The organism is Fundicoccus culcitae (genome assembly GCF_024661895.1).
GTDB lineage: Bacteria > Bacillota > Bacilli > Lactobacillales > Aerococcaceae > Fundicoccus_A > Fundicoccus_A culcitae.
The window spans coordinates 2936728-2962800 of record NZ_CP102453.1 but is presented as its reverse complement, the minus strand read 5'-3'; the positions used below and the strand labels follow the sequence as shown (position 1 = coordinate 2962800).

The following is a 26073-nucleotide window of genomic DNA, read 5'->3' as shown; positions in this document are numbered from 1 at the left end:
GCAGTGATATTTAGTCGTTAGCGGGAATGGTTGAGGTTTGCATATCGTAATACAGACCTTTCATTCGCATGAGACTATCGTGATTGCCTTGTTCGACTATTTGGCCGTTATTCATCACTAAGATGATATCGGATTGCTGGATGGTCGATAAGCGGTGGGCAATAATGAAACTGGTGCGGCCTTCCATCAAGGTTTGGAAAGCCTCTTGAATCAGGATTTCTGTCCGCGTATCAATGGATGAAGTGGCTTCATCTAAAATTAAAAGATGCGGTACTTCTACAAAAATCCGTGCGATGGTCAGCAATTGGCGCTGGCCTTGTGACAAGGAAGCTCCGGCATCGGCTAAAAAGGTATCATATCCGTCAGGTAATTGCTGGATAAAATGATCTGCTCGCGCCGCCTGCGCCGCATGGATGACTTGTTCACGCGTCGCTTGAGGGTGGCCAAAAGCAATATTATCATGAATGGTGGCTGTTTTTAACCAGGTTTCTTGCAGCACCATGCCAAATTGGGCGCGAACCGATTCACGTGTGTAATCGGTAATCGGTTGGTTATCTAATAAAATTTGCCCTTGATTTAAATCATAAAAGCGCATCAAAAGGTTGATTAACGTGGATTTTCCGGCACCTGTCGGACCTACTATCGCTACCTTTTGGCCACTTGGCACAGATAAGGTCAGATTTTCAATCAGTTTTTGATCAGGATGATAAGAGAAATAGGCGCGGTTAAAGGCCACTTTCCCTTCAACATCTTCTACTCTCAAAATACGATGGCCGGTTTCGCTTTCCGGCTCACGATCGATTAATTCATACAAGCGTTCCGCACAAGCAATCGCACTTTGCAACTCTGCCAAAACGTTAGATATTTCATTAAAAGGTTTGGTATATTGATTGGCATAATTTAAAAAGGTCGTCAAAGCACCTACCGTAAAAGTGCCTTGCATGATACGAATCGCACCAAAAAAGGTTAGAGCCGCATAAATTAAAGCATTAATGAACCGTGTGGTTGGATTAATCGTCGATGAATAAAAGATAGCCTTTTGCGAATATTCGGCATATTGATGATTTAAAGGGTCGAATTGCTCGATCACTTCGGATTGATAATTAAATAACCGCACGACTTCATTTTGTTGTACATATTCTTCAATCAATTGTGTATGTAAACCGCGATATTGCGTTTGTTTTTGGAAATAACGATAACTCCGCTTGGCTATAAAGCGGGCAAAAAAGAGTGAGATAGGTGTTAAACTAACGACGATAACCATCATAAACAGATCAATTTGACCCATTGTAAAAATCGTAATAAATATCGTTAAAACACCGGCAAAAAGCTGATTAATAATCATTATAATCCCGTCAGCTAGCTGTTCAGCATCCGTTGAAATCCGACTCACTAAATCACCGGTTGATTGTTGATCCAAATAACTTAGAGGTAATTTATGGACTTGTTCCATGGTTTTTTCTCTTAAATAACCGACGGCTTTATAAGTCATCTGGTTATACATGAGGGGGTTAATCCATTGTAGAAAAACATTTAAAGCAATGACCACGCCGATTTGAAACAAGACATTTTTTAAGGCATCAAAATCAACTTGATTGACTGATATCGTTTGGTCAATCGCTAAACCAATTAAAATCGGCAAGTAAATGGTTAAGGCCACTTGAGCAATCGTACCCACAATCGACAAAATAAATAATAGCTTTTGATCCCACAACAAACCAAAAACGCGTTTCATTGTTTTAACTGAATTGGAAGACGTTTTAGCCATGATTCGTAACCTCCTTGACTTGTTGCGACGAATGAATTTCTTGATAAACTTCAACGGTTTGAAGGAGTTCTTCATGTTTACCAAACCCAAGTTGTTTACCCGCATCCAAAACTAAAATATTATCCGCATTTTCAATACTGCGTGTCCGTTGGGAAATCATTAAAATCGTTAAATGCGCATAATGTTGTTTCAAGGCTGAACGAAATTGATTTTCCGTTAAAAAGTCTAAGGCAGATGTTGAATCATCAAAGATCAAGATGGACGCGGGTTTTAATAAAGCCCGTGCGATGGTCAAACGTTGCTTTTGCCCACCTGAAAAATTACGTCCAAAGGCTTCGACAACGGCATCCAAGCCACCCGCTTTTTCTTTAACAAATGACGTGGCTTGAGCTACATCCAAGGCCTGCCATAATTCCTCATCACTAGCTTCAGGGTTGCCGACCAACAAATTGGAACGTATCGTTCCCTTAAAAAGGTTCGCTTTTTGCGGCACAATACTAATTTCATTTCTTAACTGGTTGCGACTGCGGGTATCTAAGCTATTTTCATTAAACCAAATAATGCCATCACTAGCATCATAGGTTTTTGTTAACAATTGAATTATAGCTGATTTACCTGCTCCGGTCCCCCCAATAATCCCAATTAAATCACCTTGATTAATACTAAAGGATAAACCATCAAGTACGGGCCGACGACCTTTAGGATAAGTAAATTGGACATCTTCAAAAACGATTTGAGTTAAATCATTCAACGCCGTCTTTTCAGGTTTGATATTATCAAAAGATTGCTCCTCATCAGCAATTTCTAAAACCTCAACCACTCTTTGAGCACTGACGTATGAACGGTTTAAAACCATAACAACCATCGTTAATTTTACCAATTCAACCAAAATCGCTAATAAATAATTCACTAAAGCAACGAGTTGGCCTTGCGATAAGGTTCCGGCAAAGATAAAATTACCGCCTTGCCAAATCACTAAAATCAAAGTAACATTAACCACCAAATAAGTGAGCGGATTCGTTAAAACACTGATAAACCCTACTTTAATTTGATCGTCGGTTAGTTGATTGTTTACCTCTTTATATTGATTGAACTCTCTTTCATCCTGCCTAAACGCACGAATCACACGCACGCCTTGAATTTGTTCAGTGGCGATGGTTACGAGACGGTCTAGCGTTTTTCTAGCCTTAGTATATAAAGGAGCTGATAAATAAGTGATTAACGCAATAATCAAAAACAAAACGATAATCATACCTAGAAAATACCCTGTCATCCTCAAATCAATCCGCATCGCCATCACTAATGAACCCGCGACAATAAAGGGCGACCTCAAAAACAGACGAAAAAAAGTATTTAAGCCCGTTTGAATTTGATAAGTATCACTCGTATTGCGCGTAACCAAACTGGCCGTGGATATTTCATCGACAGATTCTTTGGATAAATACATAATTTTCTCAAATAAATCATGATTTAAATTTTCGGTAAAACCAATGGCTGCTTTCGCTGAGAAATATTGTGCGCTAATAGAAAATAGCAAGCCAATGAAGGCAATCGCAAACATGAAAACAATATATTGTATCACGTTCCGCTGATCACCCGAAGGAATCGCCTCATCAATAACTATTGCTACCACTGATGGCACTAATAGTTCTAATAATGCCTCGATTAATTTAAAAATTGGTCCTAAAAAGCTTGGTAGTTTATAACCATTAAAATATTTCAATAAGCGTTTCATCCTTCACCCTCACCCATGTAATCCAAAATATGTTGCATTAATTTTTCTTGTAAACTAGAAACCGCCAGCTGGTCCACATCTTTAGCGGTTACCCATTTAATCTGATCAGTTAATTCTAAAGGTAAGGCTACTTGATGTAAGCGCACGGGAATGATTTGAACATGCCAAACCCGGTGACTAAATACATGCTTCACCATTGGAAATTGATCAAATAAATACCGTTCATTATCCGTTGGTCTAATTTCAAGTTTATCTTTTATTGCTGGGGTATTACTAGCGCTATGCCCTGTTTCTTCTAATATATTTGATGCCGTCGTCGTTAGCCACTCATACAAAGGCTGTAAAAGCTCATCTTTCGTCAGTCCTTCATTAAGTTGACTCACTTCAATCATCGGAAAATGCCATAAACGACTCAACAATTCTTGTTGTGAATGCTGCCTCATCAAAGCCCGCCCGCTATCATCTTGCACATAATAGGCTAAGAAATAATGATGGCTTTGTTTCACTTTCTTTTTCTTAACTGGATACAAATGGGCTGTACCATTTTGATACGACGCATCGAAAGCTTTTAAGGGACTTAATTCAGGGGTAGGATTACTCGGCGTCATAATTGTCGCACCCAAGTCCATCAAGGCTTGATTAAAATCTCCTGGTCGATGCGGATCAATTAAGGTATTTAATAGACCTTCAAACACTTTTTTCGAGCTAGCCTGACTAATATCCAAATCTAATTCAAACAGTCGAGCGGTTATGCGCATCAGATTTCCATCAACCGCCGCCTTAGGAATATCAAAGGCAATACTGGCGATAGCCGCTGCTGTATAGGACCCAATCCCTTTTAAGCTGAGGAGTTGATCGTAATCCGCTGGTAATTGTCCATCAAAGTTCGCCATGATTTGTTGGGCGGCCGTTTGCATATTGTTAACCCGCGAATAATAGCCTAATCCTTGCCACAATAAGTACAAAGCCTCTTTATCTACCTTAGCTAAAGCTTCAATCGTCGGTAAAGTGTCAATGAAACGTAGATAATATGGAATGACCGTTTGAACTTGTGTTTGTTGAAGCATAATCTCACTGACCCAAATAAAATACGGGTTTTTAGTTTGTCGCCAAGGCAGATCGCGCCGATTTTCATCGTACCAGTCCAATAAAACCTTTCTAAAATCATGTATTTTTTGTTTGTCCCAGTGATATTTATTTAAAGTGTCCCTTACAATGTCTTTCAACCCTTAAGCCTCTTTCTAATTTGATTCGTCAAACAAGGTATTATTTTGATTTACCCAGCTTTGAATGGTTTCAAAATCGAACCCTTTATTAAACAAACCTTCTTTAACTTTTTGTTCCAAAGCTTTCCCTTTAAATTTATTTTGCCGTCTTTTAATCATTTTAATAGCTTCATTTCCAATTAAAGACGCATCATCATTTTCGAGTGCTTCAAAAGAAAACTCATTCATCCACTCAGAAATTAAATCACTATCAAAACCTTTCATCAATAAATGTTGCTGCAACTTCTGCTTCAATGCCTTAAGAGGTAATTTTTGATTAGCCTTCAAAAATTTTTGCGCTAAATAATCGATATTTTCGACTTGATCATCTTGACCATACTGCACTAAAGAGGCATCGACGACCTCTTTAGCTAGACCTTTTTTAAATAATTCTTGTTGAATGACTTTAGGTCCTTTGCGGTTAATGGTCACTTTGGTTTGAACATAAGCTTGCCCATAATTTAAATCATCTAACAACTTTAAATGTTCAAGGCGTTCAAGCGTTTTGGCGATGACCTTTGATTGTTCAGCTTCGTCCATTGGCACGTCTTCGGCATTTAAATGCTTTTGTAAGTATAAGGTCATTTCTTTTTGGGTTCGCAAACCATACGATAAATAATTTAAAGCCTTATTGAATAAATATTCCGAGTTCTCAGCTGCTTTAATCCGATCAATGTCAGCAGGTGTTAATTCCAAATTTTTTGTCAAAGCAAAACGGATTAAAACAGACTCACTAACACCAAAAGCAAAGTCCTCGTCTAAATAAATCGAATAACGTTCCTTATTTTTCTTTTGACGTTCAATTTTTGTGATTTTCATTAAAACTTCCCCCTTTCATAAGGATGAAAAGATTTGACTGCAAGTTGTTAAATTTTCAAGTACTTTATGTTATGCTAAATGCGATTGAAAATTACTCTTCTATGGTAACATATTCTAACAAACCATAGTATAAAAATTGATTAGTAAAGGAGCCTACTTACGTGTACTCAAAGTACAAAAAAATTGCTGAAACAGCTGCTTTAGCTGGTGTCATAATGCTTGAATCGCATGCTGAAAGTTACCGTGTGGAAGATACGGTGCGACGCATGTTAGCAACCAGTGGTTTGGATATTACAGAAGTCGTCTCCACCACCACTGCGCTATATATTACCTTAGACGATTCAAATCCAGAAGTTGAATCCATCACCCTAGTGCGCCGTATCAGTAGTCGCGGCAATCACTTAAGAAAAATATACCGCGTAAATAATATTAGCCGTGCCTTAACGGCCAATGAAATAACGATTGAAGAAGCTAATCAACAGCTAAAAGTCGTTGATCAAATGGAGTACACCCCTCAACAAAAAATGATAGCCACTAACATTTTAGTGGTTGCCTTCGCCATTTTATTAGGGGGGAATATCGGTGAAGTGATTGTTTCCATTTTTGCGGGTGCCATAGTGTCGTATTCAACAGCTATTAAACAGTTTTTTGGGATGAATGATTTTATTTATGGTATGTTTACGACCGCACTCGTTGCCCTAATCTTTCCCATTGTCATTTACTTTATCCCTTATCAAATATCGAGTGATATCATTATTATTTCAGGTTTAATGCCCTTATATCCGGGAACAGCTTTTACAAATGGGGTCCGTGATACGCTAAAAGGCGATTATAACTCTGGTCTAGCACGGATTGCCGATGCGTTAGTTATCGCCTTAAGTTTAGCCTTAGGTGTTGTTTTAGGCTTATCGATTTCGGGAGGTGTTATCTCATTATTATCCAATATTTAATTCAAGTCGTAGGTGCCTATATCGCTACTGTTTCAGCGGCAGTGGTTGTTGAAGCCCCCCGTTTTCTTCAATATAAAGTCGGTATTATTGGCGCTGTTGGGTATGCTGTCTATCTAATTATTTTACCCCATGTCGGTACCGCCTTAGCTACCTTTATTGCTTGTGTCATTATTTCAATTATTAGCCAACAATTTGCCAGAATTTTCAAAGCACCCGTGACGATTTTCTATATTCCTTCCTTCTTTCCTTTAGTCCCAGGGGTGGCGATTTATCGTACAGTCTTTAACTTTATTAATGGTGATACTGCTTTAGGTTCTTATTACTTTTTTGAAGCCTTAATGATTGCGGGGATGATTGCGTTAGCCGTCTTTATCGTAGATTCTAGTCTAGAAATTAAACGCCATTTAGATCAAAAGAAACACTCAATGCACTAATTTTACGAGGAGGAAAATAACCATGACAAGCTATCAAGATATTTTAAATAAAATAAGTGAGCCTACACAAAAAGAACATTTTCAAAACCTTGTTGATTGGGTTCAAACGCAACACCCTGACTTTGATCAATCGATTAAGTGGAGTCAGCTGCTATTTGAATATAATGGGACCTTTATTGTTGGATTTAAACCAACAAAAAACTTTGTGTCCGTTACAAGTGAAAAAGGTTTGATGGCAAAATTCGCTGATAAAGTTGAAGCAGCTGGTTACACAGCAACTGATATGACCTATAAAGTGCCATGGACTGCCCCATTTAATTTTGATTTATTAGAAGAATTGATTCAAATCCAATTAGAAGATAAAAAAGACCTCAATAAATATTGGCGTTAATTAAGAAGGTTTTACACCTATATACCCGTTTTGTCATTTATAATTAATTTTTGACATTCAATTGCCAGCGGTCTTTATTAGGAGGAAGTTTATGCAAAATGAAATTGATTTAAATATTTCCGTCTACGAGACACTCGAAAAAAATCCTGAATTAATCGATCTACTTGTTGAACTTGGTTTTACACCTTTAAAAAACCCTCTGATGCGGCAAACCGTTGGTAAAGCCACTACCCTCAAACAAGGTTGTAAAATGCTCGGCATCGACCTGAATACACTCACGAAAACGCTACAGTGGAATGGTTATAAAGTGATTGGCTAAATAATAAAAATAGCTCTCTATAAAATAGAGAGCTTTAGTTAGTCGAGTTCTACAACCGCCGTAAAATGGCTTGAACCACATAATGGCAAAAGTAGTAGATACATTTATATAAGGGTAATTGTTCAAGATTACGATAGGTATTCCATGTCCGCTTTAAAGCATCCACTTTATTACTGGAAATCGAGCCTTCGACTTGACGATAATAATTTAAGACCCGGTCCAAACCATAAGCGCTAACCCCAGTGGTACGCATAATTTGTAACCAAGTAGCCGTATCTTGGCCTTTACGTACAAGTGGCATTCTAAAATCCCCCACCTGTTGGCGATCGAGCATTACCGTTGAACAAGCAATGGCCGTATTTTTAAGTAATCCATGGTAATCGAGTTTAGCCGGTAACTTAATTTTTTCTTTTATGATGGAACCATCTTCACTCACTAAGGCAAAATTTGTATAAGTAAACGCATAATTTTCCGTCTGCATTAACGTTAATTGTTCAGCCAACTTATCTTCTACCCAACGATCATCACTATCAATAAAAGCAATATAACGCCCTTGGGCTTTTTCTAAAGCCGTATTTCTAGCAACCGCCGCCCCACTATTCTCCTCTAGCTGAATTAACTTAATCCGCTTATCTTCTCTTTGATACGATTGAATTAAAGCAACACTTTCATCCTGACTACAATCATCCACTAAAATATACTCCCAATTCCTAAACGATTGGTTCTGTACACTGTCAATGGTCTCAGCTAAAAAACGCGCTGCATTATAAACGGGAGTGATGATTGATATATCAGGTTGTACTTGACTATTCTTCACTTTACTTAACTCCTTACAACAAGCTAGATGATATGGATTATTTTACACGGAACACTGAAAAGATGCGCTAAATCGGCTTGTTCACGATACCAGGCTTTTTCGGTTTGTTGAGCATAAATCAAAATAATAATTTCATTGGGCTCAACCGTTAAATCCGTCTCCACTAAATTTTGCATTTTATTCGCAAAAATAACCCCTTCTTGATGACCCCAATCAAAATCATGCCCCATATGATTATTTTGGGATAAAATAATCCGTTGTGTCACTTTAGGGACTTTCAAATAGGTGTCTAAATCAACATTCCCTTGTAAACGGTCATGACTCAATAACAAATGTTGATCATCTAATTGCCAAGTATAATCAAACCCATAATTAATCCGCTTTTTAAATAACCGCAAGACCAACAAACCAATAATCATAATAAATATCCCCATAATAAAACCAATCGCACCATAAATGATGGTTGATGTTAAACTAGGACTTTCAAAACCACTTAAGGTTTCTTCTGTCGGGACACTTTTGATGACTTCCAAATCTAAAAACTCATGGATAACAGGTTCTTGAATAATTGAAATTTGATGGGTCGTCATAAATGGAATATCACCCGAAGTCATTAAATCGGCATAGGCTTGGGCAATTTGTAAATTTTCTTCACTTGATTGACCCACTAAAAAACGAAATGTCATGATATCCGTTGATGTATTCCTAATATTAGCTATTCCACCTCTAAACTGCGTTGTCTTATACAATTCTAAGGCTTGTTCAGCTTCATACCAAGGCATCAATGAAAGACCCGTCTCAGCTTCAATCTGCTTAATCACTTCCGGACGACTGAAATACTCATCAAAAACAAACGAATTATTAAAAAATGTGCCATCTTCATTGACTACGATAGCTTGAAACTCCGCGGGTTCTTGATGATAGATATTTGCCAAATAATCATAATGGGCTACAACTTCCTCATCCACATTTTTAGTTAAGACATAACGCACCCCAACAACTAACAGAGCAATAATCACTGCCCCAAAAAGGATTTTTATAAAGTAATCTTTTATAAAACGCCATAATTCGCTGACTAATGTTACTAAACTCATGAAATCACCTCAATCTTTTCTCGATTAATTGTTATATACTGGCTCGTTAAACGCTTATTGGCAGCTTTTCCCTCTTGCATTTCAACCAGTTTAATAAAGCTAATGATTAAACCAAAATACACCCAATGCCATTCAATGAACATATTGGTCGAAGAAGTGACACTTGCCAAAATAAAGATTAACATAAAACTGACTAGACTTTTTGCGACTGGTCGATAAAAAACATTTTTGCTACGCATAATTTGTAATAATTTATAGATCATTAAACCATAGGCAGAAACATATAAAACAAAAGAAACCAGTCCATAGCCAACCAGTATTTCAAGCCACCAATTATGGATATTGACTAAATCATTTGTAAAAAGATAGGCGTAATGCTCCATCCAATATTCAATATTCCCGGCTCCAACACCAAAACCAAAACTTTTCACTAAGAACATTAAACCGTTATGCCACAGATTAATCCGCGCTTCATCACCAGTTATAACACCTCTCAGTGTTGACGTCCGCAAGGTCTCTAATAAGTGCATCAATAAGTTAGGTTGTAAAAACAAAACTAACACGACCATCGCTAGACCTAAGCTAACAATCAACAGATAATGCTTAGGTTGAAAATTCCATTTCAAATGCAATAGACCATAAACAACGAAAAATAGGATGAGACATAATAAAGCCATCCTTGAGCCACTCTGATAAATAAGCAACATACTCGCAAATAACATGACCAAGTATATCAATCGTTTCCAAGTCGAACGCGTCAAATTAAATAAAATTAAACATAAAGCTAAATAGGCTAATAATAAGGTAGCATAATCATTTTGATTTGAAAAGATAGTGATAGGAATGCGCGTCCAGGGTTGAGAATCAAACGTTCGATATTTATCTAACTTTTCGATATCAGCCAATAAATAGATATTCGTCACAATCTCAAAATAGCCCCAAACCACTAAGCCAGAAATCATCAGCCAGACTGCTTGAATTAATCGTTGCCATTGCTGGAAACTAGATACGAAAAAGTATAGAGCCACAATACTAGCAATTCCAATCGTCATTAAGAAGACGGCTTGGAGCCAACCCAGCAAATTTTCTGCCCACAGGACTGAAATAACCGCCCAAAGCCACCATAGAACATAACAAATTAAAGCATATGTAGCATGACTATTGGCCACCAAAACTAAGCGTTTATTTTTGATGCCCAGTTGGTAAATTAAAAGGGGGATAGTACCTAAAGCCAGTAAACGATAAATCGTTAATTGAGCCACACTGACATTAACCGCTAAAATCTCCGTCCCTAAAAAAACACTCATAACTAACAATATTAAGTAAGTCTTCAAGCCTGCTCCTCCCTCCTAAATACGTATGTAAGTTATTAATTAGTCAAAATCCCACTCGGATGGATTATTGCGAATTGAAATAGCATCTTTAATGGTTGATGTTTGAACAGCCAATGTTAGAAATATGAACACAACATTAATCCAACCAATATGTTCAATTGGAAAGGCGTTTAAAATAGCCACAAAGCCCATTAAAGCAATGGAAATTAATTGTTTGCGTTGACCAAAATAAAAGCCTGTTCTTTTGGATAAATAGGTACGTGCTAAATAAAACATGATATACGATGCAAATGAAGCTAAGGCGGCACCACGATAACCTAAAGTTGGGGTTAAAGTCATATTAATTAAAATACTTGGAATAAAGGCGGCCAAACTAACCAAAATATTTAAATACGTTCGTCTTGAAAAGACAATTCCTAAAGTTGTCGTTTCAGATAAAGTATACATGATATGCGGGAAACTCAAGAGTCCGATAATATATTGCACATCTGAATATTCTTCCCCACCCGCTAAGAAAACCATAACCGGTTTAAAAATCAAAATACCATAAAAAATAATTGTGAGACCTAACAACACAATATCACTAATAAACTTAAAATGTTTTAATGATTTACGTTCTTCATACCAGCGATAAGCCGTAGGTACCCAAAAACTCGTAAAGGCTGTCTTAACGATACCAATGACATTTATTATCTTAATGGCTGAATTATAAATACCCAGTTCCTTACTAGTAGTGTATTGTTTAATAAATATATTATCAATAGCTGTTAAGGATGATGATAATGATGTAGCAATCATTAAAGGAATACCAAATGCTAACATTTTTTTCAACAAAGGTAAATCCATCTCAAAATCAGTTAGGTTTAGAAAATCACGGTAACGTATAAATAAAATCAAATCACCAAATAATTGACCAAAAATTAAACCATAAACAATGACTTTAAAGTCACGCCAACCTAACAGAGCTAACCCTATTGAAACCACAAAAGTCCCTAGTTTTAACAAAAAGTTAAACATAGAATATTCAATGGCTTTTTCCTCCATACGAATCGTCAATAGGAGAAAACGTTCTAAGACGGTTGCTAACACCCACACACCAGAATACCAAACAATATAATAGTATTGTGGATCTTCAAATAGCCACATGGAAATATTTTGATCAAAACCAATCGCAATAATAAATAATATCACGCCGGCTATCATAGGAATCAACGTCGCCAATTGCATAAGTTGACGTTTATTTTTATAAAGATGGTATTCGCGTGTATAGGCTTGATCTAACCCGAAATAAATATAAGTTGGAATAATAACGATTAACGATTGAAAAAGATAAGCTTTTCCTACCTCGTTTACGCCTAAAAGGCGGTTAAGAATAGGTACTTGGATTAATGAGATAATGGCACCTAATATAGGTCCCAATGAAAATCCTACTAATCTTTTTAGAAAATGCTTCATTCATAGCCTCCTGACTGTCCAATTTGATAAGAAGTAATCTTGCCTCTTAAAAATTGCTCGTATAAACGAGCGGCTGATTCATTCGTAAAATTCTCAGCTTTGATCCGATTAAGTCGCTTTTGCATACTAGGTACCTGTGTTTGACTAGCCTTGACAATGGCTTGGTACCAATTGGCTAAAGAGTCATCTAAAGCAACAGCTTGCACCATACCTAAATGTAAGTCCACTTCTTGCGTAATGGTGTCAGCCATAACCACTGGGATTCCACTGGCTTGTGCTTCGACAACGACAGTTGGTAACCCTTCACGCAAAGAGGGTAAAAATAAGACATCCAGCATGGGATAAAATTCAGTTATCGGATGAATTCGACCTAATATGAAAACGCGCTGTTGGAGGTTCAACCGCTTTATTTCAGCTGACAATTCATCTTTAAGTGAGCCTTCACCAACTAATACAAATTTACCTGCCAAATTATTTTCTTCCATATAGTGTGCTAAGCGTAAAGTGAATTGATGGTTTTTTACCGTTTCCAAACGCGCAACTTGTCCAATGACCAAATCATCTAAGTCAAATTGGTAAGTCTCCCTTTGGCTTATCCTTAAGTCTGAGGCTTTTTCATCAACTTCAATAAATTGAAAACTATCAATGCTATTGGGAATCACCATTATTTGGTTTTCGGGTATATCTTGACCAAAAACTGAATAGATTGCTTCTTTACTACAACCTAAATAGGCATCGCTCAACATTTGGTTAATTAGCTGATAAAGCCGCGTTTGAATGCGATATTTAATGGAGTGATTATTAGTCAGTGACGTTAAATGTGCATGAATATAAAATTTTTTGATGTGGTAACTTCTGGCTAAATACCGGTAAGGTAAAGCACGATAGCCACTGATATGACAATGTACGACATCATAGGTGTTTTGTTGGAGCACATTAATAAATGATTGCCTAAAGGCTTTCCAACCATCTTTTTTAGGATTAACCAACCGATAAACATTGCCACCGATTGCTTCAATCGCATTCATAAAGGCTGGTGAACATTCATCATAAGTGACGACATCAAAAATAATGGCACGATTAACTAATCCTTCTGCTTGATTTTTTATAAATGATGAAATTCCGCCACCAAAACCACTCATAATATGCAGAATGCGCATCGGTTCATTTTCTGCTCTATGATTTGCCATAATTTACTCCTTCTAATTACAGTTAATTCAGCTAACATTATAGCATATTTATTATTTTGCTTCCTTAAGTCATTGAATCCTAAGCTTTCTTTAAATTATGAAAGCTGAATGATTATTACGTTGAGTGTACTATGGTTCCAAAAATCCGAACGTTTTTATAATTACAGTAGGACCGTCTTCCAGCCTTTTCATGATAATTATAAAAACGTTCGGATGCTTTTCCGCTTGAAATTGTAGCTTTTAACATAAGTGGGAAGTGAACGAACGGATGTCTGCCATACTCAATATGATAATAGGCTGATCCTCTTCGATGAATCACATCATTGCGATATTTTTTCAGAAATCTCTCGTTTAAGATGCTTAATCTGGCCACTGCTAACAGAGTAATGACCCGAATAAACATTTGCCTAATAATTATCATGAATTTCCTTCATAGTTAGACCATCGTAGACTGACAATCACTTACTTGAAGCTCATATTCTTCCTCACCACCGAGGCGAACGCCAAATGAGACGCCATTTGGCGGGGGCTTCACGAGTGAACGCCAAATGAGACACCGTTTGGCGGGGGGTTCACGAGTGAACGCCAAATGAGACGCCATTTGGCGGAGGCTTCACGAGTGAACGCCAAATGAGACACCATTTGGCGGGGGGTTCACGAGTGAACGCCAAATGAGACACCGTTTGGCGGGGGATTGGGGCGCGCCATTTAACTATTTCTGCTTAACCCACTTGCCGGCTTTCTTTTCCCATCGAAAGCCGGCAAATCAAATTATCAGACGCAACTTATCCAATCACCAGTCTGTTACTTCCCGCTTACCTTTTAACGCGTTGAATTAAGTTAAACCAGCTTATTCAGTGCTATCGGTTGGCAAATTCTCCTCAACCGGAGGCTCAGGTGTCACTGGCTGTTCGGGTTCGACGGGAACTTCTGGTTCAACAGGAACTTCCGGTTCGACCGGCGGATTCACAGGTGGTTGCGTTGTTTCTGGCGGGTTGACAGATTCCGGTGGGTAATAAACCGGAGGATTTGACGGTTGAGTTGGCTGCACGATAGGCGGTTGATATGTTTCAGTATAATCCGGAACAACTTCGGGTTCCGTCTCATTATATTCACGTAACCATTGCGCTTCTTGTTGCATAGCTAAAATGCGATCCGTTTCTTCTTGTGATAGGCCGGTTGGGTATTGATTAAAAATAATCGCTACTTTGGTGGCGGCTATTTCATGTTCAGAATCTAATGGGTCTATTAAATCACTAGCAACAAGTGGACTCATTGAAAGTTGTTGTCTAATTTCATTACTGACTTGTAAGCGACTTGAGATAGGAATATAAAAATAGAATACCTCATTAATATACGTCTCTTCCATACCATTGAATTGAATCGACGAAATATTATCTAATGCAGGTAAATAATTTTGATAAATATTTAAAGCTGTGGTGATGTCGAAATTGGTCCGAACATTTTGACTAACCACTTTTAATATTTCAGGATAGGTTGTCAACGTATCAAATGAAAGTAGTTTGTCTATGACCGCTTTCACAACAATTTTTTGTCGATTTTGACGACCGACTTCACCTTCAGGATCATCATAACGCATCCGAGCAAAATTCATAGCTTTAACACCATTAACTTCTCGTGTTTCTCCCTTAACAAAACCTGTGCCACGATACTCAAACGTTAACGGACTCGTCACTTCAATACCGCCAATAGCATCGATTAAGGAGATTAAACCTGACATATTAACAACCGCATAATAGTCAATCGGAACACCAAGAAATTGTTGGACCGTATCAATCGTCAGTTCCGCTCCACCATAGGCATAAGCATGGTTAATTTTATCCGGCGACCCATCAACCATAGCTAGTGCATCACGAGGAATACTTAAAAATTTGGTTGTTCTATTTTGTGGATTCAACGTAATCATCATTAAAGTATCCGAACGACCCACATAGCCATCATTCGTGTCTCTTTCTAATTCGTCATCATCTGTTCCGATTAAGAGGATATTCAGCGGTTCCCCCTCTTCAATTGAAACATCATCATCACGCAAATTTTCAACATCGACCATTTCTACGACGATTGACTGACGAACAGCCTGTATATCTTGATAAACTTTGACAGCAAAAGCAGCTACGACTAATAAGGCGATGAGAAATATCCACCCAACAACCTTCGCAATACTTATGCTACCATTCTTTTTTCTAAACATTTTTTTCATTACAACACTTCCCATACGATTTCCAGATTATTCATTTTCAAGAAATCGCCTAACTTGATTTTGAATCTCAACCTGTTTATTTTCATCTATTATTTCAAAGGTAACATTATTTTCAATCATTGTAATCCCTTGGAATAACAAAGTAGTTAAAGAATAATTTTCAACTAAAGAACCTTCTTCAAAAATTTGCCGCCAATAGTTAATAGGAAGATTCGTTTGGATACTTTGCCCCGCTAATTCTATCATAGTTGGCGCATTAAAAAAATGATTTTGACTAAATATCGCATCACATAAGCCATTAAAAACAAGTTTTTCCTTATTTAAATATTCGATAGTCGTTTCATTAACACTTCTTTGGAGAAATTGATTGACTTCGTCACCTTTCAAAACATACGTTTCATTTGCTTCAAGCATGCGATCATTTATTTGTATGGTTTCATACGGTGCTATGTTTATTCCGCCTAAGTAGTCGACTAATGGGCTAATTGTTGAAAAATTAATGGCGAAGAAGTAATCAATCGACGAATCGATTAAAGTTTCAACTTCTGATTGTATGTCAGCATAATCACTTTGAACTAAAGCTTCCTTCATCGGAATCGACGGATGATCGTTTATATCAATTAATAAATCAGGTGAAAATTCAATAGCTAAAATTGCCTCTTCATCAGGTTTGATGGCATAGGTTTGAATCAAATGATTTTCAATCTGATTAGCATTTTGATTATAACCTATTACCAGTATTTGAATCGGGGTTTGATTTTGAATAGCAACCATTGATTGCGAGGAAATTGAGACCGATTGATCCATTATTTGGGATTCATACGCATTGCGAATTCTAAACCATTGTAATTGAAATAATAGAAAACCTATTATTGCTATAATAAATACGATTAAAATAAGCCATCCTAATTTTGATAGGAACGCACGCCCTCTTTTTTCACGCTTAGGTAGATAAGGATTTTGATAGACAGAAGATGGCTTTTTCATGAACTAACCTACTTAACTTCGTTAGGACTATCATAACCATTCGGGTTATTTTGTTGCCAATTCCATGAATCACGACACATATCCATCAAGGTTTTTTCAGTATGCCAATTTAATTCTTCATTAGCTAAACTAACATCGGCATAACAGGTATCAATGTCACCAGGACGTCTGTCTGTAATTTCATATTTAATGGTGATGCCATTCGCTTCTTCAAAAGCCTTAACTAAATCCAAAACACTATAGCCAATACCAGTCCCTAAATTATATGTTTTAACACCACGAACGGCGGTGTTCTTTTCAATGGCACGTATGTGACCAATCGCTAAATCCACCACATGAATATAATCCCGCACGCCGGTTCCATCATGTGTATCATAATCATTACCAAACACACTCAAGTGATCACGTTTGCCTACCGCTACTTGCGTAATATAGGGCATTAAATTATTGGGAATTCCTTGAGGATCTTCACCAATTCGACCTGATTGATGGGCACCGATTGGATTAAAGTAGCGTAATAAAGTAATTGACCACGCTTCATCGGCATGCGCCAAATCACGTAACATTTGTTCAATGACAACTTTTGTATAACCATATGGACTATTCGCTTCCATTGTAGGCATATCTTCTTTTAATGGTGATGGATTATTTAAACCATAAACAGTTGCCGAAGAACTGAATACAATGTCTTTCACACCGACTTCATCCATGACTTGCAACAAGGCAATCGTACCTGCAATATTATTATAATAATATTTTAATGGTTCACTAACAGATTCCCCGACAGCTTTATAACCTGCAAAGTGAATCACTGATTGAATCCGATGATTCTCAAAAACTTCTTTGAGAGCTGCTTTATCTAAAATATCCACTTGGTAAAAGATAGGCTCTACACCTGTGATCTCTTTAATACGCTCTAAAACCTCAGGCTTGCTATTATAGTAATTATCGACGATCACTACTTCCGTACCTAAGTTTAAAAGTTCAACCACCGTATGACTTCCAATATAACCCGTACCGCCAGTAATTAAAATTGCCATACTATATACTCCTCTTCATGATAAATTTTATTTTTAGGTTTTGATTCTTGTAATAGTATAGCATATTCTTATTTCAAAAAAATTAAAATTTCAGTAATGAAACAAGTTTGAGAAAAAGTTAATATATTGATTTTTTAGCTATCAAATGACTAAAAAATAGAGTATCTTACTTTTAACGAATAATTTATTTCCACTTAACGGAGGCAACTACATGGATACCAATCAATCCGCACTTAAAACTATTTTACAGCTTGCAATTCCTTTAATAATCAGCAATTTCATTGTTCAGCTTTATCTATTGCTCGAAAACATGTTAATTGGCTGGACGCTTGGAGTCCATGTTTTAGCAGGTTATACGGCTGCTTTAACCATCTATTACCTATTTAGTAATTTAGCCGTTGGTCTTATTCTCGGTTTAACCATTCATCTATCGAACGCTTACGGTGCCCGGGACTTTCATCGCCTAAAGCGCAGTGTTTTCATTAATTATTTTTATGTCGTCATTTTGTGTCTGAGTATTACAGCCATTGGCCATTTCTTTTTAGATGAGATGCTGGCCGTCTTAAATATTGCAGCTGAATCCTATGCCTATGCTTACGACTTTTTAAAAATAATGTTTTGGGGGTATTCTGCGCAAACTATTTTTGTGCTTCTCACCTATATGTTTCGAGGCCTAGGTGATTCGCGAACACCTTCCTTGTTTATTATTTTAGTCTCCATAATAAATATCACCTTAGACTACCTGGCTGTTGCTATCTTCGATATGGGTATTCAAGGAATTGCTTTAGCATTTTTACTAGCTAATCTGCTTGGCGTTATCTTATGTTTTGTAGCCGTAAGAAAAAAATGGCCGATTCTATATATTAATTTTAGCCATAGACAGTTTAGAGTCAGTGAATTTATTGGCCATCTCAAAAATTCCATACCCATCGCAGTCCAATCAATCATTATTTCAATCGGTGCTTTTTTTGTTCAACGTTCCTTAAATGAAATTGGTTCAGATGCCGTCGCCGCACAAGGGATTGGTGCTCGCATTGATATGTTTTGTATTATTGGTTTATCTTCAATTGGATTAGCCATGGCTACTTTTACAGCTCAAAATTTAGGTGCAAATCAGTATGCACGCATTTTAGAGGGTGTTAAAGTGGCTACTATTTTATCAATAGCTATAGCCGGCATATTTTCAATTATCTTTTTGTTCAGTGGTTCTTATCTCGTTCATTTTGTCTCTGGGGCAGATTTATCCTCAGCCGTTGTTGATTATGGGACAAGGTATTTTTTGTTTCATGTTCCCTTTTATTGGACCTTAAGTTTATTATTTATTTATCGTTATACTTTACAAGGTTTAGGATACAGCCTGTTTCCTTCACTTGCCGGCATGGCAGAAGTCCTTATGCGAATACTGGCTGCGACGGTTTTATATCAATTTATGGGATTTAATGGTGTCATTTTAGGTGATGGCCTAGCTTGGTCGGCTGCCGCATTGGTCTGTACCATTAATTTTCTTATGATTAAAGATGAACTCCAAAATCAATTTAACGTGTCAGAAAGAGTTTAAGTTTGCTATAATAGGTACAAGTGTTTTTTCAACGTGCGATGAGGATTGATTACGTCTTTTGAAACACGCAAGATATTTAATAAAGGAGGTTCTAACTATTGCCAGAAGCATTAATTGTTTTTGCAAGTTTAACTGGAAATACTGAGCAAATGGCTGATATTGTTGCAGAAGCTTTAGAAAGCCATGGAATCAATGTTGAAGTTTATGATTGCATGCAAGCCGACGCCCAAGATTTTCTCGATTATGATATATGTATTGTAGGATCTTATACATATGGTGTTGATGGTGTTCTACCAGACGAAATGATTGATTTTCATGAAGAATTAGGTGAACTAGATTTAACGGATAAAGTCTTCGGAGTGTTTGGATCTGGAGATGATTTTTATGAAGTATTCTGTGCGGCCGTAGATTTTTTTGAACAGCAATTCCTTAAAACAGGTGCTACCTTAGGTGGCCCAAGCGTGAAGGTTAATCTTGATGCTGAAGAAGAAGACATCGTCCGCTTAGAAGCACTTGCAGATTCAATCGCAGCACATTTTAATTTATAAACTATAAACAAGAGAGGATTTTATTTTAAATGGTATTAGAAAACTTTGATCAATTACTAACTAAATATGCACAACTATTAATTCAAAAAGGCATTAATGTTCAAAAAGACGATTATGTACAAATAAATACAGATATTGAACAAGCCCCTTTAGCACGCCTTTTAATCAAAGAAGCTTATTTAGCTGGTGCAAAAAAAGTCATTATTAATTGGACAGATGATCAAACAACACGCTTAGGTTATGAATACCAAGACGTGGAAACTTTGACTGACATCCCCCAATATCGTATCGATGAAGCAAATGATATGATTAAAAAATTGGCTAAACGCATATCTTTGCGTTCTTCCAATCCAAATGCCTTACAAGGAATTGATCCAAGTAAAATTAGCGCAGCTAATAAGGCTAATGCAGAAGCGATGCATGACGTAAGAATTGCCACCCAAGCCAATGTCGTTAGTTGGTTAGTTGCAGCCGGTGCAGGTGAAGAATGGGCTAAATTAGTTTTCCCAGATTTAGCTACAACTGAAGAACAAGTTGATGCTTTATGGGATCAAATCTTTAAAACAACCCGTGTCTATGAAGAAGATCCAGTGGATGCTTGGGATGAACATGAAGATCGTTTACAAGAAAAAGCAACCTTCTTGAACAAAAAACAGTTTAAAGAATTACATTATACGAGTCCTGGAACGGATATTGTCATTGGTTTACCTAAAAATCATCTATGGGAAAGCGCTGGAAGTCAGAATCAACAGGGTGAGGTATTTATTGCTAATATGCCAACTGAAGAAGTCTTCACCGCTCCCGATTTTCGACGCATTGATGGGGTCATTTCAAGTACTAAACCGCTAAGTTATGGTGGGGTTTTAATTAAAGATATGGTCTTTGAATTTAAAGATGGTCAAGTAGTTAAAGCTTCTGCTTCTGAAGGCGAAGAAACGTTATTGAATTTATTGGATAGCGATGATGGATCCCGTTCTTTAGGTGAAGTCGCACTTGTAGCTCATCAATCACCTATTTCACAATCGGGGATTATTTTCTATAACACTTTGTTTGATGAAAATGCTTCGAACCATTTGGCTTTAGGCTCTGCTTATGCAACGTCTGTTTTAAATGGCACAAAGATGTCCCAAGATGAATTAAAAGAAGTAGGTTTAAATCGCTCAACCATCCATGTTGATTTTATGGTTGGTAGTGGTGAAATGGATATTGATGGTATAACATATGAAGGTGAAGTCATTCCCGTCTTTAGAAATGGTGAATGGGCTTTTTAAGTCATCTTAAAGGAGTAAGGTATGAAGAAAACAAAGAAAACAAATACTTCAATCGAACAAGAACTGAGTAAACAAATGGATGAAATTGATCGTCGCTTTGACCGTGGCGGTTGGTTTTATATGATTATTGTCATCCTTCTTCTGTTTATTGGAATTTACGTATTAATTACTTATTTTCAAATACCTTCAGATGAAAGAGAAGACATTAATGAAGCACATCAGTCATTAGTTGACCGCGTTGATAGCTTAGAATCACGACTTATTGAATTAGAACAACAAAGTGAAGAATAATAAATATTGTCATGTAAGGAGAAAGTAATGAAAGTACTCCATATCAATTCCTATTTCTCAACTTCGGGATTGTTTAATCAGTTATACAATCGCCAGATTCAATCGGGCATAGACATAGACGTCTATGTCCCTATTTCATATGAATATCCAGAAGAACGTTTAGCTACGTCTGGGGATTATACAACTGTTCATCGTACCTTTCATCAATTTGATCGTTACATTTTTCATTTAAAGCATAATAAAATTTTAAAAGATCTTTTATCAACTTATGATTTTAATGAATTTGATATTCTTCATGCCCATTCATTATTTTCTAATGGTTGGCTCGCCCGACAAATCCACAAACGCTATAACATTCCCTATGTCGTAGCGGTTCGTAATGCTGATGTCCGTACCTTTTTTCAACGGATGCCTTGGCTAAGAAATATGGGGCTTGATATCTTAAAAAATGCCAGCAAGATTGTTTTCATTTCAAAAAATACCTATCATGAAGTATATAATAATTACATCCCTCAATCGCTAGTTAACAGTTTCCAAGCAAAAACAGACATTATCGCTAATGGTATTGATGACTTTTGGTTAAATAATCGTTATTATCGTCAAAACCATTCCTTAAGCCAACCCTTACGTATCATTAGTGTAGGAAAAGTGTATGCTGGCAAACGCTTTGAGGCTTTAGCGGAGATGGTAAATGAATATAATCATATTCATCCCACCGAGTTACATATTGTTGGCCCTGCTTGGAATCAACGGATTACAGAACGTTTAAAGCAAACACCCAACGTCATTTATCATGGTAGCAAATCGAAAGAAGAGTTGCTCCAAATGTATCGTGAAATGGATATTTTTGCACTTTTATCGTCACCTGAAACCTTTGGTCTTGTTTATCCCGAAGCGATGAGTCAAGGTCTGCCTGTTATTTATACTAAAAATGAAGGTTTCGACAGTTTCTTTGATAATCACTTAATCGGTGTCAGTGTCGAAAAAACAGATACACGTGGATTTACTAAAGCGTTGGATTATATAATCAAACATTATTCACGGGTTTCGCATAATGCTACTGCCAGTATCGATGCATTCAATTGGCAAGTTGTTTCAAAAAAATATTTAGACATCTACCAAGAGCTTTTAACAAAAAAGGAGAATGAATGAATGAAGAAGGTTAGAAAAGCTGTTATTCCAGCAGCAGGTCTTGGAACTCGTTTCTTACCTGCAACCAAAGCAATGGCAAAAGAAATGTTACCTATTGTGGATAAACCTACAATTCAATTTATTGTGGAAGAAGCTATTGCTTCAGGTATTGAGGAAATACTTATCGTAACGGGTAAAAGCAAACGTTCCATTGAAGATCATTTTGATTCTAATATTGAATTAGAGCAACAATTGGAAAAGAAAGGTAAATATGATCTTCTTGAATTGATTAAAAAAACAAGTGATATTAGCCTTTTCTTTGTTCGTCAATCTTATCCAAAGGGCTTAGGTCATGCGGTCTTGCAAGCCAAAGCATTTGTTGGTGATGAACCTTTTATCGTTATGCTTGGCGATGACATTATGGAAGATGAGGTACCGTTAACTAAACAGTTAATTGATGTTTATAATGAAACGCATGCGTCTAATATTGCAGTCATGGAAGTACCCCATGAAGATACGTCTAAATATGGTATCATTGCGCCTGAGCGTGAATACTCTGAAGGTATCTACAATGTTTTAAATTTTGTTGAAAAACCAAAACCCGAAGATGCTCCAAGTAATTTAGCCATTGTGGGACGTTACCTTTTAACGCCTGAAATTTTTAATATTTTAGAAAATCAAGAGCCTGGTGCAGGTAATGAAATTCAGCTAACTGATGCGATTGATACCTTGAATTTAACTCAGCGTGTCTTTGCCAAGCGTTTTGATGGCAAGCGTTATGATATTGGTAGTAAATTAGGTTTTATGGAAATGAGCATCGACTATGGCTTGCGTCATCCTGAAATTAAAGATGATTTAAGAGTCCATTTGATTGAATTAGGCGAAAAGCTTAAGAATGAGACGGTTGAAGAGTGAGAATGCTTAAGAGTAAGAGAGCTTAGGTGTCGCTTCAAAAATCCGACCGTTTTTTAAATGATAGTGGGACCGTCTTCCGCACGGCTCCAGACTCGGCCGGCTACTCGCTCCCTAAGAGGCAGAGCCTCTAAAGGAGCGATGTGTGCCGGTCCGTCCTGGTCACTATTATTTAAAAAACGGTTGGATTTTTTGCGCTTAAATTTTTAAGTATAGGCTACGTTGAGCCTTTTGAATCAACACAGATCATCCTATTTCAGAAATGACCTCAACGAGTGAAGCCTTGGTAATTTGACTAATCGCAACTTATTTCTCAATTCTCAGCTTTGTGAGCGAAAAAAAATCGACCGATGTTAATTATAGTGTAAAGGACGGACTGGCACACATCAGCCTCTTAAGCCTTTAGGCTTTAGAGGCTGAGTAGCCAGCCGAGTCTGGAGCCGTGCGGAAGACGGTCCCACTATAATTCACATCGGTCGAATTTTTGTAGCAAACAGAACATCACACTAAAACGCCAAATTATTATCCCCTTGATCAGTCAACAATACCGGACCATCTTTGGTGATAACGATGGAATGTTCATATTGGGCACAATAGCCACCATCGCGTGTTCTCGCTGTCCAATTATTATCATCCATATTCATTTGCCATGTTCCAGTTGTAATCATTGGTTCAATGGTAATCGTCATACCTTCTTTTAGACGCAGACCTTTGCCAGGCAAACCATAATGGGGCACCGCAGGTTCCTCATGAATGGTTGGTCCAATACCATGGCCAATGAAATCACGCACAACACCAAACCCTTCACCTTCAGCATACGTTTGGATTGCATGCCCAATATCACCGATGCGATTACCAACAACCGCTTGTTCTATACCTAAATACAAAGCTTTTTTGGTTACATCCATTAAACGTTGATGTTCCTCAGTAAGTTCACCTACCGCATAACACCAACATGAATCAGAAATGGCACCGTTTAAATCCACACAAAAATCAACCTTTACCACATCGCCACTTTTGAGTTTATAGTTAGATGGAAAGCCATGGCAAATTTCATCATTGACACTTGTACAAGTTGCAAATTCATAGCCATTATAACCAATTTGTGCTGCTACAGCACCGGCTGATTCGATTTTTTCTTGGACAAAGGCATCAATTTCAGCTGTCGTTACGCCTTCTTTTACGAAATCCCTTAATTGTTTATGGATGCCAGCTAAAATTTTACCTGATTCTTTCATTGCTTCAATTTCGCGTTCTGATTTTAAAGTTATCACTTTACGTCTTCTTCTCCTCATAATTTTTTCTCTTCTTGTTGCCATTGGATACGAACATAACAAGCATCTTTGCCGTTATCCTTATCCTTAATAATTTGATAAGTTTCAATATGATTATCGTCTTGCTTTGAACCAAATGATTCAATCATCACCTGGTTGTCTCGGCGTAATTCTTTTCCATACTTCACTTCAATCGTATCGATAGAATAGTTTTTAACCAAATCTTCAGGCAATGATGAAAATGCCCAATTAAGATAAACTAAGTTATTTACATGATTATTATAATCGATATCATTCTCATGAATTACTTTTTCAGTTGTCAAATAGTAATCAAATGAATCGGGTTTTACAAAGCGATTAAACGCCGCTGTAAATTCTGTATCGATGAGTTGGTTGTGTTCCAAGGGGTCAACATTCATCCGCACCATTTTACGTGAGTTCAAATCGATGACGGTATATTGAGTGTATACCTCATACAACAAGTCTTGCTCGGTATAAACATCAAAGTAACGGGTAATAAAAAAGCGATTAGCATCAATCACTCGCGTTCTTACCCAAATCTGATCATTTAATTTTGGTAGCTGGTGTTGCTTAATATAATACTGCGTGATAACCCAAGTTTGATCTTGCTTAATCAGTTTAACATTTATTTCGCGTTGGAGATACTTATCATGCTCACCGGAGACATAGAGCGTATGCCTGATCAATTTTCCTATATCAAATAAATTTCCAAATTCTTTCAAATAGTAATCATCGGTAATAAGGTAAGATTGATTATACGTTTTATATTTTTCCATAGCCAACTTAGCTTTCTCCTTTCAGTAAATTTAGGCTTTACGCATTGAGTCTATTATACTATTATTTTTACATTTGTGGGAAAAAGTCGACTATTTTCTCGTTAAAAAAACCGAATGCCTAAATGACATTCGGATGATTCACTAATATAAAACAAAACTTTAGTATTCTATCATAGTTGTTTGTTATCTTGAACGACGTAAAACAAAACTAACAACTGCGATAAGAATGATGGCACCGATTAAAGCTGGTATAATTGCAAAGCCTCCAACAATAGGACCGAAATCAGGAAATAGCATACCACCAATCCAAGATCCGATTAAACCTGCAATAATGTTACCAATAACACCACCAGGTACATCACGTCCCATGATAAGTCCTGCTAACCAACCGATGACACCACCGACAATTAATGACCATAACCAACCCATTCTTTTCACCTCTCTTGTCTTTAAATTGTAGCATTTTAATGCT

General features: G+C 37.0%; 25 protein-coding genes. 10 read left to right on the top strand and 15 right to left on the bottom strand.

Annotated features, from left to right (window positions below; translation table 11 throughout):
• Window positions 1–10: 10 nt before the first annotated feature.
• Genes NRE15_RS13380 through recX form a run of 4 tightly spaced genes read right to left on the bottom strand, consistent with a single transcriptional unit; the run spans window position 11 to window position 5587 of the window.
• Window positions 11–1768: an ABC transporter ATP-binding protein gene (locus tag NRE15_RS13380; protein ID WP_390887153.1), complete on the bottom strand. Its 1758-nt coding sequence runs from the start codon at window positions 1766–1768 to the stop codon at window positions 11–13.
• Window positions 1761–3503, bottom strand: a complete 1743-nt coding sequence (locus NRE15_RS13375) for an ABC transporter ATP-binding protein (protein WP_313793363.1) — start codon at window positions 3501–3503, stop codon at window positions 1761–1763. Before NRE15_RS13375 ends, NRE15_RS13380 begins: the two co-directional genes overlap by 8 nt.
• Window positions 3500–4729, bottom strand: a complete 1230-nt coding sequence (mutY, locus tag NRE15_RS13370; protein ID WP_313793362.1) for an A/G-specific adenine glycosylase — start codon at window positions 4727–4729, stop codon at window positions 3500–3502. The genes NRE15_RS13375 and mutY overlap by 4 nt, the downstream gene beginning before the upstream one ends.
• Before the next feature lie 15 nt (window positions 4730–4744).
• Window positions 4745–5587: a recombination regulator RecX gene (gene recX / locus NRE15_RS13365; RefSeq protein ID WP_313793361.1), complete on the bottom strand. Its 843-nt coding sequence runs from the start codon at window positions 5585–5587 to the stop codon at window positions 4745–4747.
• Between the two features lie 161 nt (window positions 5588–5748).
• Between recX and NRE15_RS13360 the strand changes: the two genes are divergently transcribed.
• The 4 genes from NRE15_RS13360 to NRE15_RS13345 all read left to right on the top strand — a co-directional run bounded on the left by NRE15_RS13360 (window position 5749) and on the right by NRE15_RS13345 (window position 7681).
• Window positions 5749–6537: a threonine/serine exporter family protein gene (locus NRE15_RS13360; protein ID WP_313793360.1), complete on the top strand. Its 789-nt coding sequence runs from the start codon at window positions 5749–5751 to the stop codon at window positions 6535–6537.
• Between the two features lie 41 nt (window positions 6538–6578).
• On the top strand, window positions 6579–6971 hold the full coding sequence (locus tag NRE15_RS13355) for a threonine/serine exporter family protein (RefSeq protein WP_313793359.1): 393 nt from the start codon (window positions 6579–6581) through the stop codon (window positions 6969–6971).
• A gap of 22 nt (window positions 6972–6993) precedes the next feature.
• The gene (locus NRE15_RS13350) at window positions 6994–7362 is read left to right on the top strand and encodes an iron chaperone (protein WP_313793358.1); all 369 of its coding nucleotides are present in this window, start codon (window positions 6994–6996) and stop codon (window positions 7360–7362) included.
• A 91-nt stretch (window positions 7363–7453) separates the two neighbouring features.
• Window positions 7454–7681: a DUF1858 domain-containing protein gene (locus tag NRE15_RS13345; protein WP_313793357.1), complete on the top strand. Its 228-nt coding sequence runs from the start codon at window positions 7454–7456 to the stop codon at window positions 7679–7681.
• A 49-nt stretch (window positions 7682–7730) separates the two neighbouring features.
• On the opposite strand, the gene NRE15_RS13340 is transcribed toward NRE15_RS13345, so the two are convergent.
• The 8 genes from NRE15_RS13340 to galE form a co-directional block, all read right to left on the bottom strand.
• Window positions 7731–8498 carry a glycosyltransferase family 2 protein gene (locus NRE15_RS13340; RefSeq protein ID WP_313793356.1) on the bottom strand — a complete coding sequence of 256 codons (768 nt, stop codon included), beginning with the start codon at window positions 8496–8498 and terminating at the stop codon, window positions 7731–7733.
• Between the two features lie 23 nt (window positions 8499–8521).
• On the bottom strand, window positions 8522–9592 hold the full coding sequence (locus NRE15_RS13335; RefSeq protein WP_313793355.1) for a hypothetical protein: 1071 nt from the start codon (window positions 9590–9592) through the stop codon (window positions 8522–8524).
• Window positions 9589–10926, bottom strand: coding sequence for an O-antigen ligase family protein (locus NRE15_RS13330; protein WP_313793354.1), 1338 nt, complete (start codon window positions 10924–10926; stop codon window positions 9589–9591). The genes NRE15_RS13335 and NRE15_RS13330 overlap by 4 nt, the downstream gene beginning before the upstream one ends.
• 39 nt (window positions 10927–10965) lie before the next feature.
• Window positions 10966–12381, bottom strand: a complete 1416-nt coding sequence (locus NRE15_RS13325; RefSeq protein ID WP_313793353.1) for a lipopolysaccharide biosynthesis protein — start codon at window positions 12379–12381, stop codon at window positions 10966–10968.
• Window positions 12378–13571 (bottom strand): glycosyltransferase, encoded by a 1194-nt coding sequence (locus NRE15_RS13320; RefSeq protein WP_313793352.1) that lies wholly within the window; start codon window positions 13569–13571, stop codon window positions 12378–12380. Before NRE15_RS13320 ends, NRE15_RS13325 begins: the two co-directional genes overlap by 4 nt.
• 850 nt (window positions 13572–14421) lie before the next feature.
• Window positions 14422–15792, bottom strand: a complete 1371-nt coding sequence (locus tag NRE15_RS13315; protein ID WP_313793351.1) for an LCP family glycopolymer transferase — start codon at window positions 15790–15792, stop codon at window positions 14422–14424.
• A gap of 27 nt (window positions 15793–15819) precedes the next feature.
• Window positions 15820–16779, bottom strand: a complete 960-nt coding sequence (locus tag NRE15_RS13310) for an LCP family glycopolymer transferase (RefSeq protein ID WP_313793350.1) — start codon at window positions 16777–16779, stop codon at window positions 15820–15822.
• A gap of 8 nt (window positions 16780–16787) precedes the next feature.
• Window positions 16788–17819 carry a UDP-glucose 4-epimerase GalE gene (galE, locus tag NRE15_RS13305; protein ID WP_313793349.1) on the bottom strand — a complete coding sequence of 344 codons (1032 nt, stop codon included), beginning with the start codon at window positions 17817–17819 and terminating at the stop codon, window positions 16788–16790.
• 211 nt (window positions 17820–18030) lie between these two features.
• Here galE and NRE15_RS13300 point away from each other — a divergent pair, with 211 nt between their 5' ends.
• The 6 genes from NRE15_RS13300 to galU all read left to right on the top strand — a co-directional run bounded on the left by NRE15_RS13300 (window position 18031) and on the right by galU (window position 23533).
• Window positions 18031–19377: an MATE family efflux transporter gene (locus NRE15_RS13300; protein ID WP_313793348.1), complete on the top strand. Its 1347-nt coding sequence runs from the start codon at window positions 18031–18033 to the stop codon at window positions 19375–19377.
• A 98-nt stretch (window positions 19378–19475) separates the two neighbouring features.
• Window positions 19476–19925: a flavodoxin gene (locus tag NRE15_RS13295; RefSeq protein WP_313793347.1), complete on the top strand. Its 450-nt coding sequence runs from the start codon at window positions 19476–19478 to the stop codon at window positions 19923–19925.
• Between the two features lie 29 nt (window positions 19926–19954).
• On the top strand, window positions 19955–21196 hold the full coding sequence (locus NRE15_RS13290; protein WP_313793346.1) for an aminopeptidase: 1242 nt from the start codon (window positions 19955–19957) through the stop codon (window positions 21194–21196).
• Between the two features lie 21 nt (window positions 21197–21217).
• Window positions 21218–21487, top strand: a complete 270-nt coding sequence (locus NRE15_RS13285) for a hypothetical protein (protein WP_313793345.1) — start codon at window positions 21218–21220, stop codon at window positions 21485–21487.
• A 27-nt stretch (window positions 21488–21514) separates the two neighbouring features.
• The gene (locus NRE15_RS13280; RefSeq protein ID WP_313793344.1) at window positions 21515–22639 is read left to right on the top strand and encodes a glycosyltransferase family 4 protein; all 1125 of its coding nucleotides are present in this window, start codon (window positions 21515–21517) and stop codon (window positions 22637–22639) included.
• Window positions 22640–23533 (top strand): UTP--glucose-1-phosphate uridylyltransferase GalU, encoded by an 894-nt coding sequence (gene galU, locus NRE15_RS13275; RefSeq protein ID WP_313793343.1) that lies wholly within the window; start codon window positions 22640–22642, stop codon window positions 23531–23533. It abuts the gene before it with no gap.
• Between the two features lie 503 nt (window positions 23534–24036).
• On the opposite strand, the gene map is transcribed toward galU, so the two are convergent.
• From map to NRE15_RS13260, 3 genes are all read right to left on the bottom strand, one after another.
• Window positions 24037–24804 carry a type I methionyl aminopeptidase gene (gene map / locus NRE15_RS13270; RefSeq protein ID WP_313795004.1) on the bottom strand — a complete coding sequence of 256 codons (768 nt, stop codon included), beginning with the start codon at window positions 24802–24804 and terminating at the stop codon, window positions 24037–24039.
• Between the two features lie 17 nt (window positions 24805–24821).
• Window positions 24822–25601, bottom strand: a complete 780-nt coding sequence (locus NRE15_RS13265; protein WP_313795003.1) for an acyl-[acyl-carrier-protein] thioesterase — start codon at window positions 25599–25601, stop codon at window positions 24822–24824.
• A 183-nt stretch (window positions 25602–25784) separates the two neighbouring features.
• Window positions 25785–26030 carry a GlsB/YeaQ/YmgE family stress response membrane protein gene (locus NRE15_RS13260; protein WP_313793342.1) on the bottom strand — a complete coding sequence of 82 codons (246 nt, stop codon included), beginning with the start codon at window positions 26028–26030 and terminating at the stop codon, window positions 25785–25787.
• Between the last annotated feature and the right edge of the window lie 43 nt (window positions 26031–26073).

Excerpts from the sequence above, each read along its gene's own strand:
- NRE15_RS13375 (WP_313793363.1), bottom strand. The coding sequence starts at position 3,503 with ATGAAACGCTTATTGAAATATTTTAATGGTTATAAACTACCAAGCTTT.
- NRE15_RS13380 (WP_390887153.1), bottom strand. The coding sequence starts at position 1,768 with ATGGCTAAAACGTCTTCCAATTCAGTTAAAACAATGAAACGCGTTTTT.
- NRE15_RS13315 (WP_313793351.1), bottom strand. The coding sequence starts at position 15,792 with ATGAAAAAAATGTTTAGAAAAAAGAATGGTAGCATAAGTATTGCGAAG.
- NRE15_RS13300 (WP_313793348.1), top strand. The coding sequence starts at position 18,031 with ATGGATACCAATCAATCCGCACTTAAAACTATTTTACAGCTTGCAATT.
- NRE15_RS13335 (WP_313793355.1), bottom strand. The coding sequence starts at position 9,592 with ATGAGTTTAGTAACATTAGTCAGCGAATTATGGCGTTTTATAAAAGAT.
- NRE15_RS13290 (WP_313793346.1), top strand. The coding sequence starts at position 19,955 with ATGGTATTAGAAAACTTTGATCAATTACTAACTAAATATGCACAACTA.
- NRE15_RS13345 (WP_313793357.1), top strand. The coding sequence starts at position 7,454 with ATGCAAAATGAAATTGATTTAAATATTTCCGTCTACGAGACACTCGAA.
- galE (WP_313793349.1), bottom strand. The coding sequence starts at position 17,819 with ATGGCAATTTTAATTACTGGCGGTACGGGTTATATTGGAAGTCATACG.
- NRE15_RS13280 (WP_313793344.1), top strand. The coding sequence starts at position 21,515 with ATGAAAGTACTCCATATCAATTCCTATTTCTCAACTTCGGGATTGTTT.
- recX (WP_313793361.1), bottom strand. The coding sequence starts at position 5,587 with ATGAAAATCACAAAAATTGAACGTCAAAAGAAAAATAAGGAACGTTAT.
- NRE15_RS13320 (WP_313793352.1), bottom strand. The coding sequence starts at position 13,571 with ATGGCAAATCATAGAGCAGAAAATGAACCGATGCGCATTCTGCATATT.
- NRE15_RS13350 (WP_313793358.1), top strand. The coding sequence starts at position 6,994 with ATGACAAGCTATCAAGATATTTTAAATAAAATAAGTGAGCCTACACAA.
- NRE15_RS13325 (WP_313793353.1), bottom strand. The coding sequence starts at position 12,381 with ATGAAGCATTTTCTAAAAAGATTAGTAGGATTTTCATTGGGACCTATA.
- NRE15_RS13285 (WP_313793345.1), top strand. The coding sequence starts at position 21,218 with ATGAAGAAAACAAAGAAAACAAATACTTCAATCGAACAAGAACTGAGT.
- NRE15_RS13260 (WP_313793342.1), bottom strand. The coding sequence starts at position 26,030 with ATGGGTTGGTTATGGTCATTAATTGTCGGTGGTGTCATCGGTTGGTTA.
- NRE15_RS13265 (WP_313795003.1), bottom strand. The coding sequence starts at position 25,601 with ATGGAAAAATATAAAACGTATAATCAATCTTACCTTATTACCGATGAT.
- NRE15_RS13310 (WP_313793350.1), bottom strand. The coding sequence starts at position 16,779 with ATGAAAAAGCCATCTTCTGTCTATCAAAATCCTTATCTACCTAAGCGT.
- galU (WP_313793343.1), top strand. The coding sequence starts at position 22,640 with ATGAAGAAGGTTAGAAAAGCTGTTATTCCAGCAGCAGGTCTTGGAACT.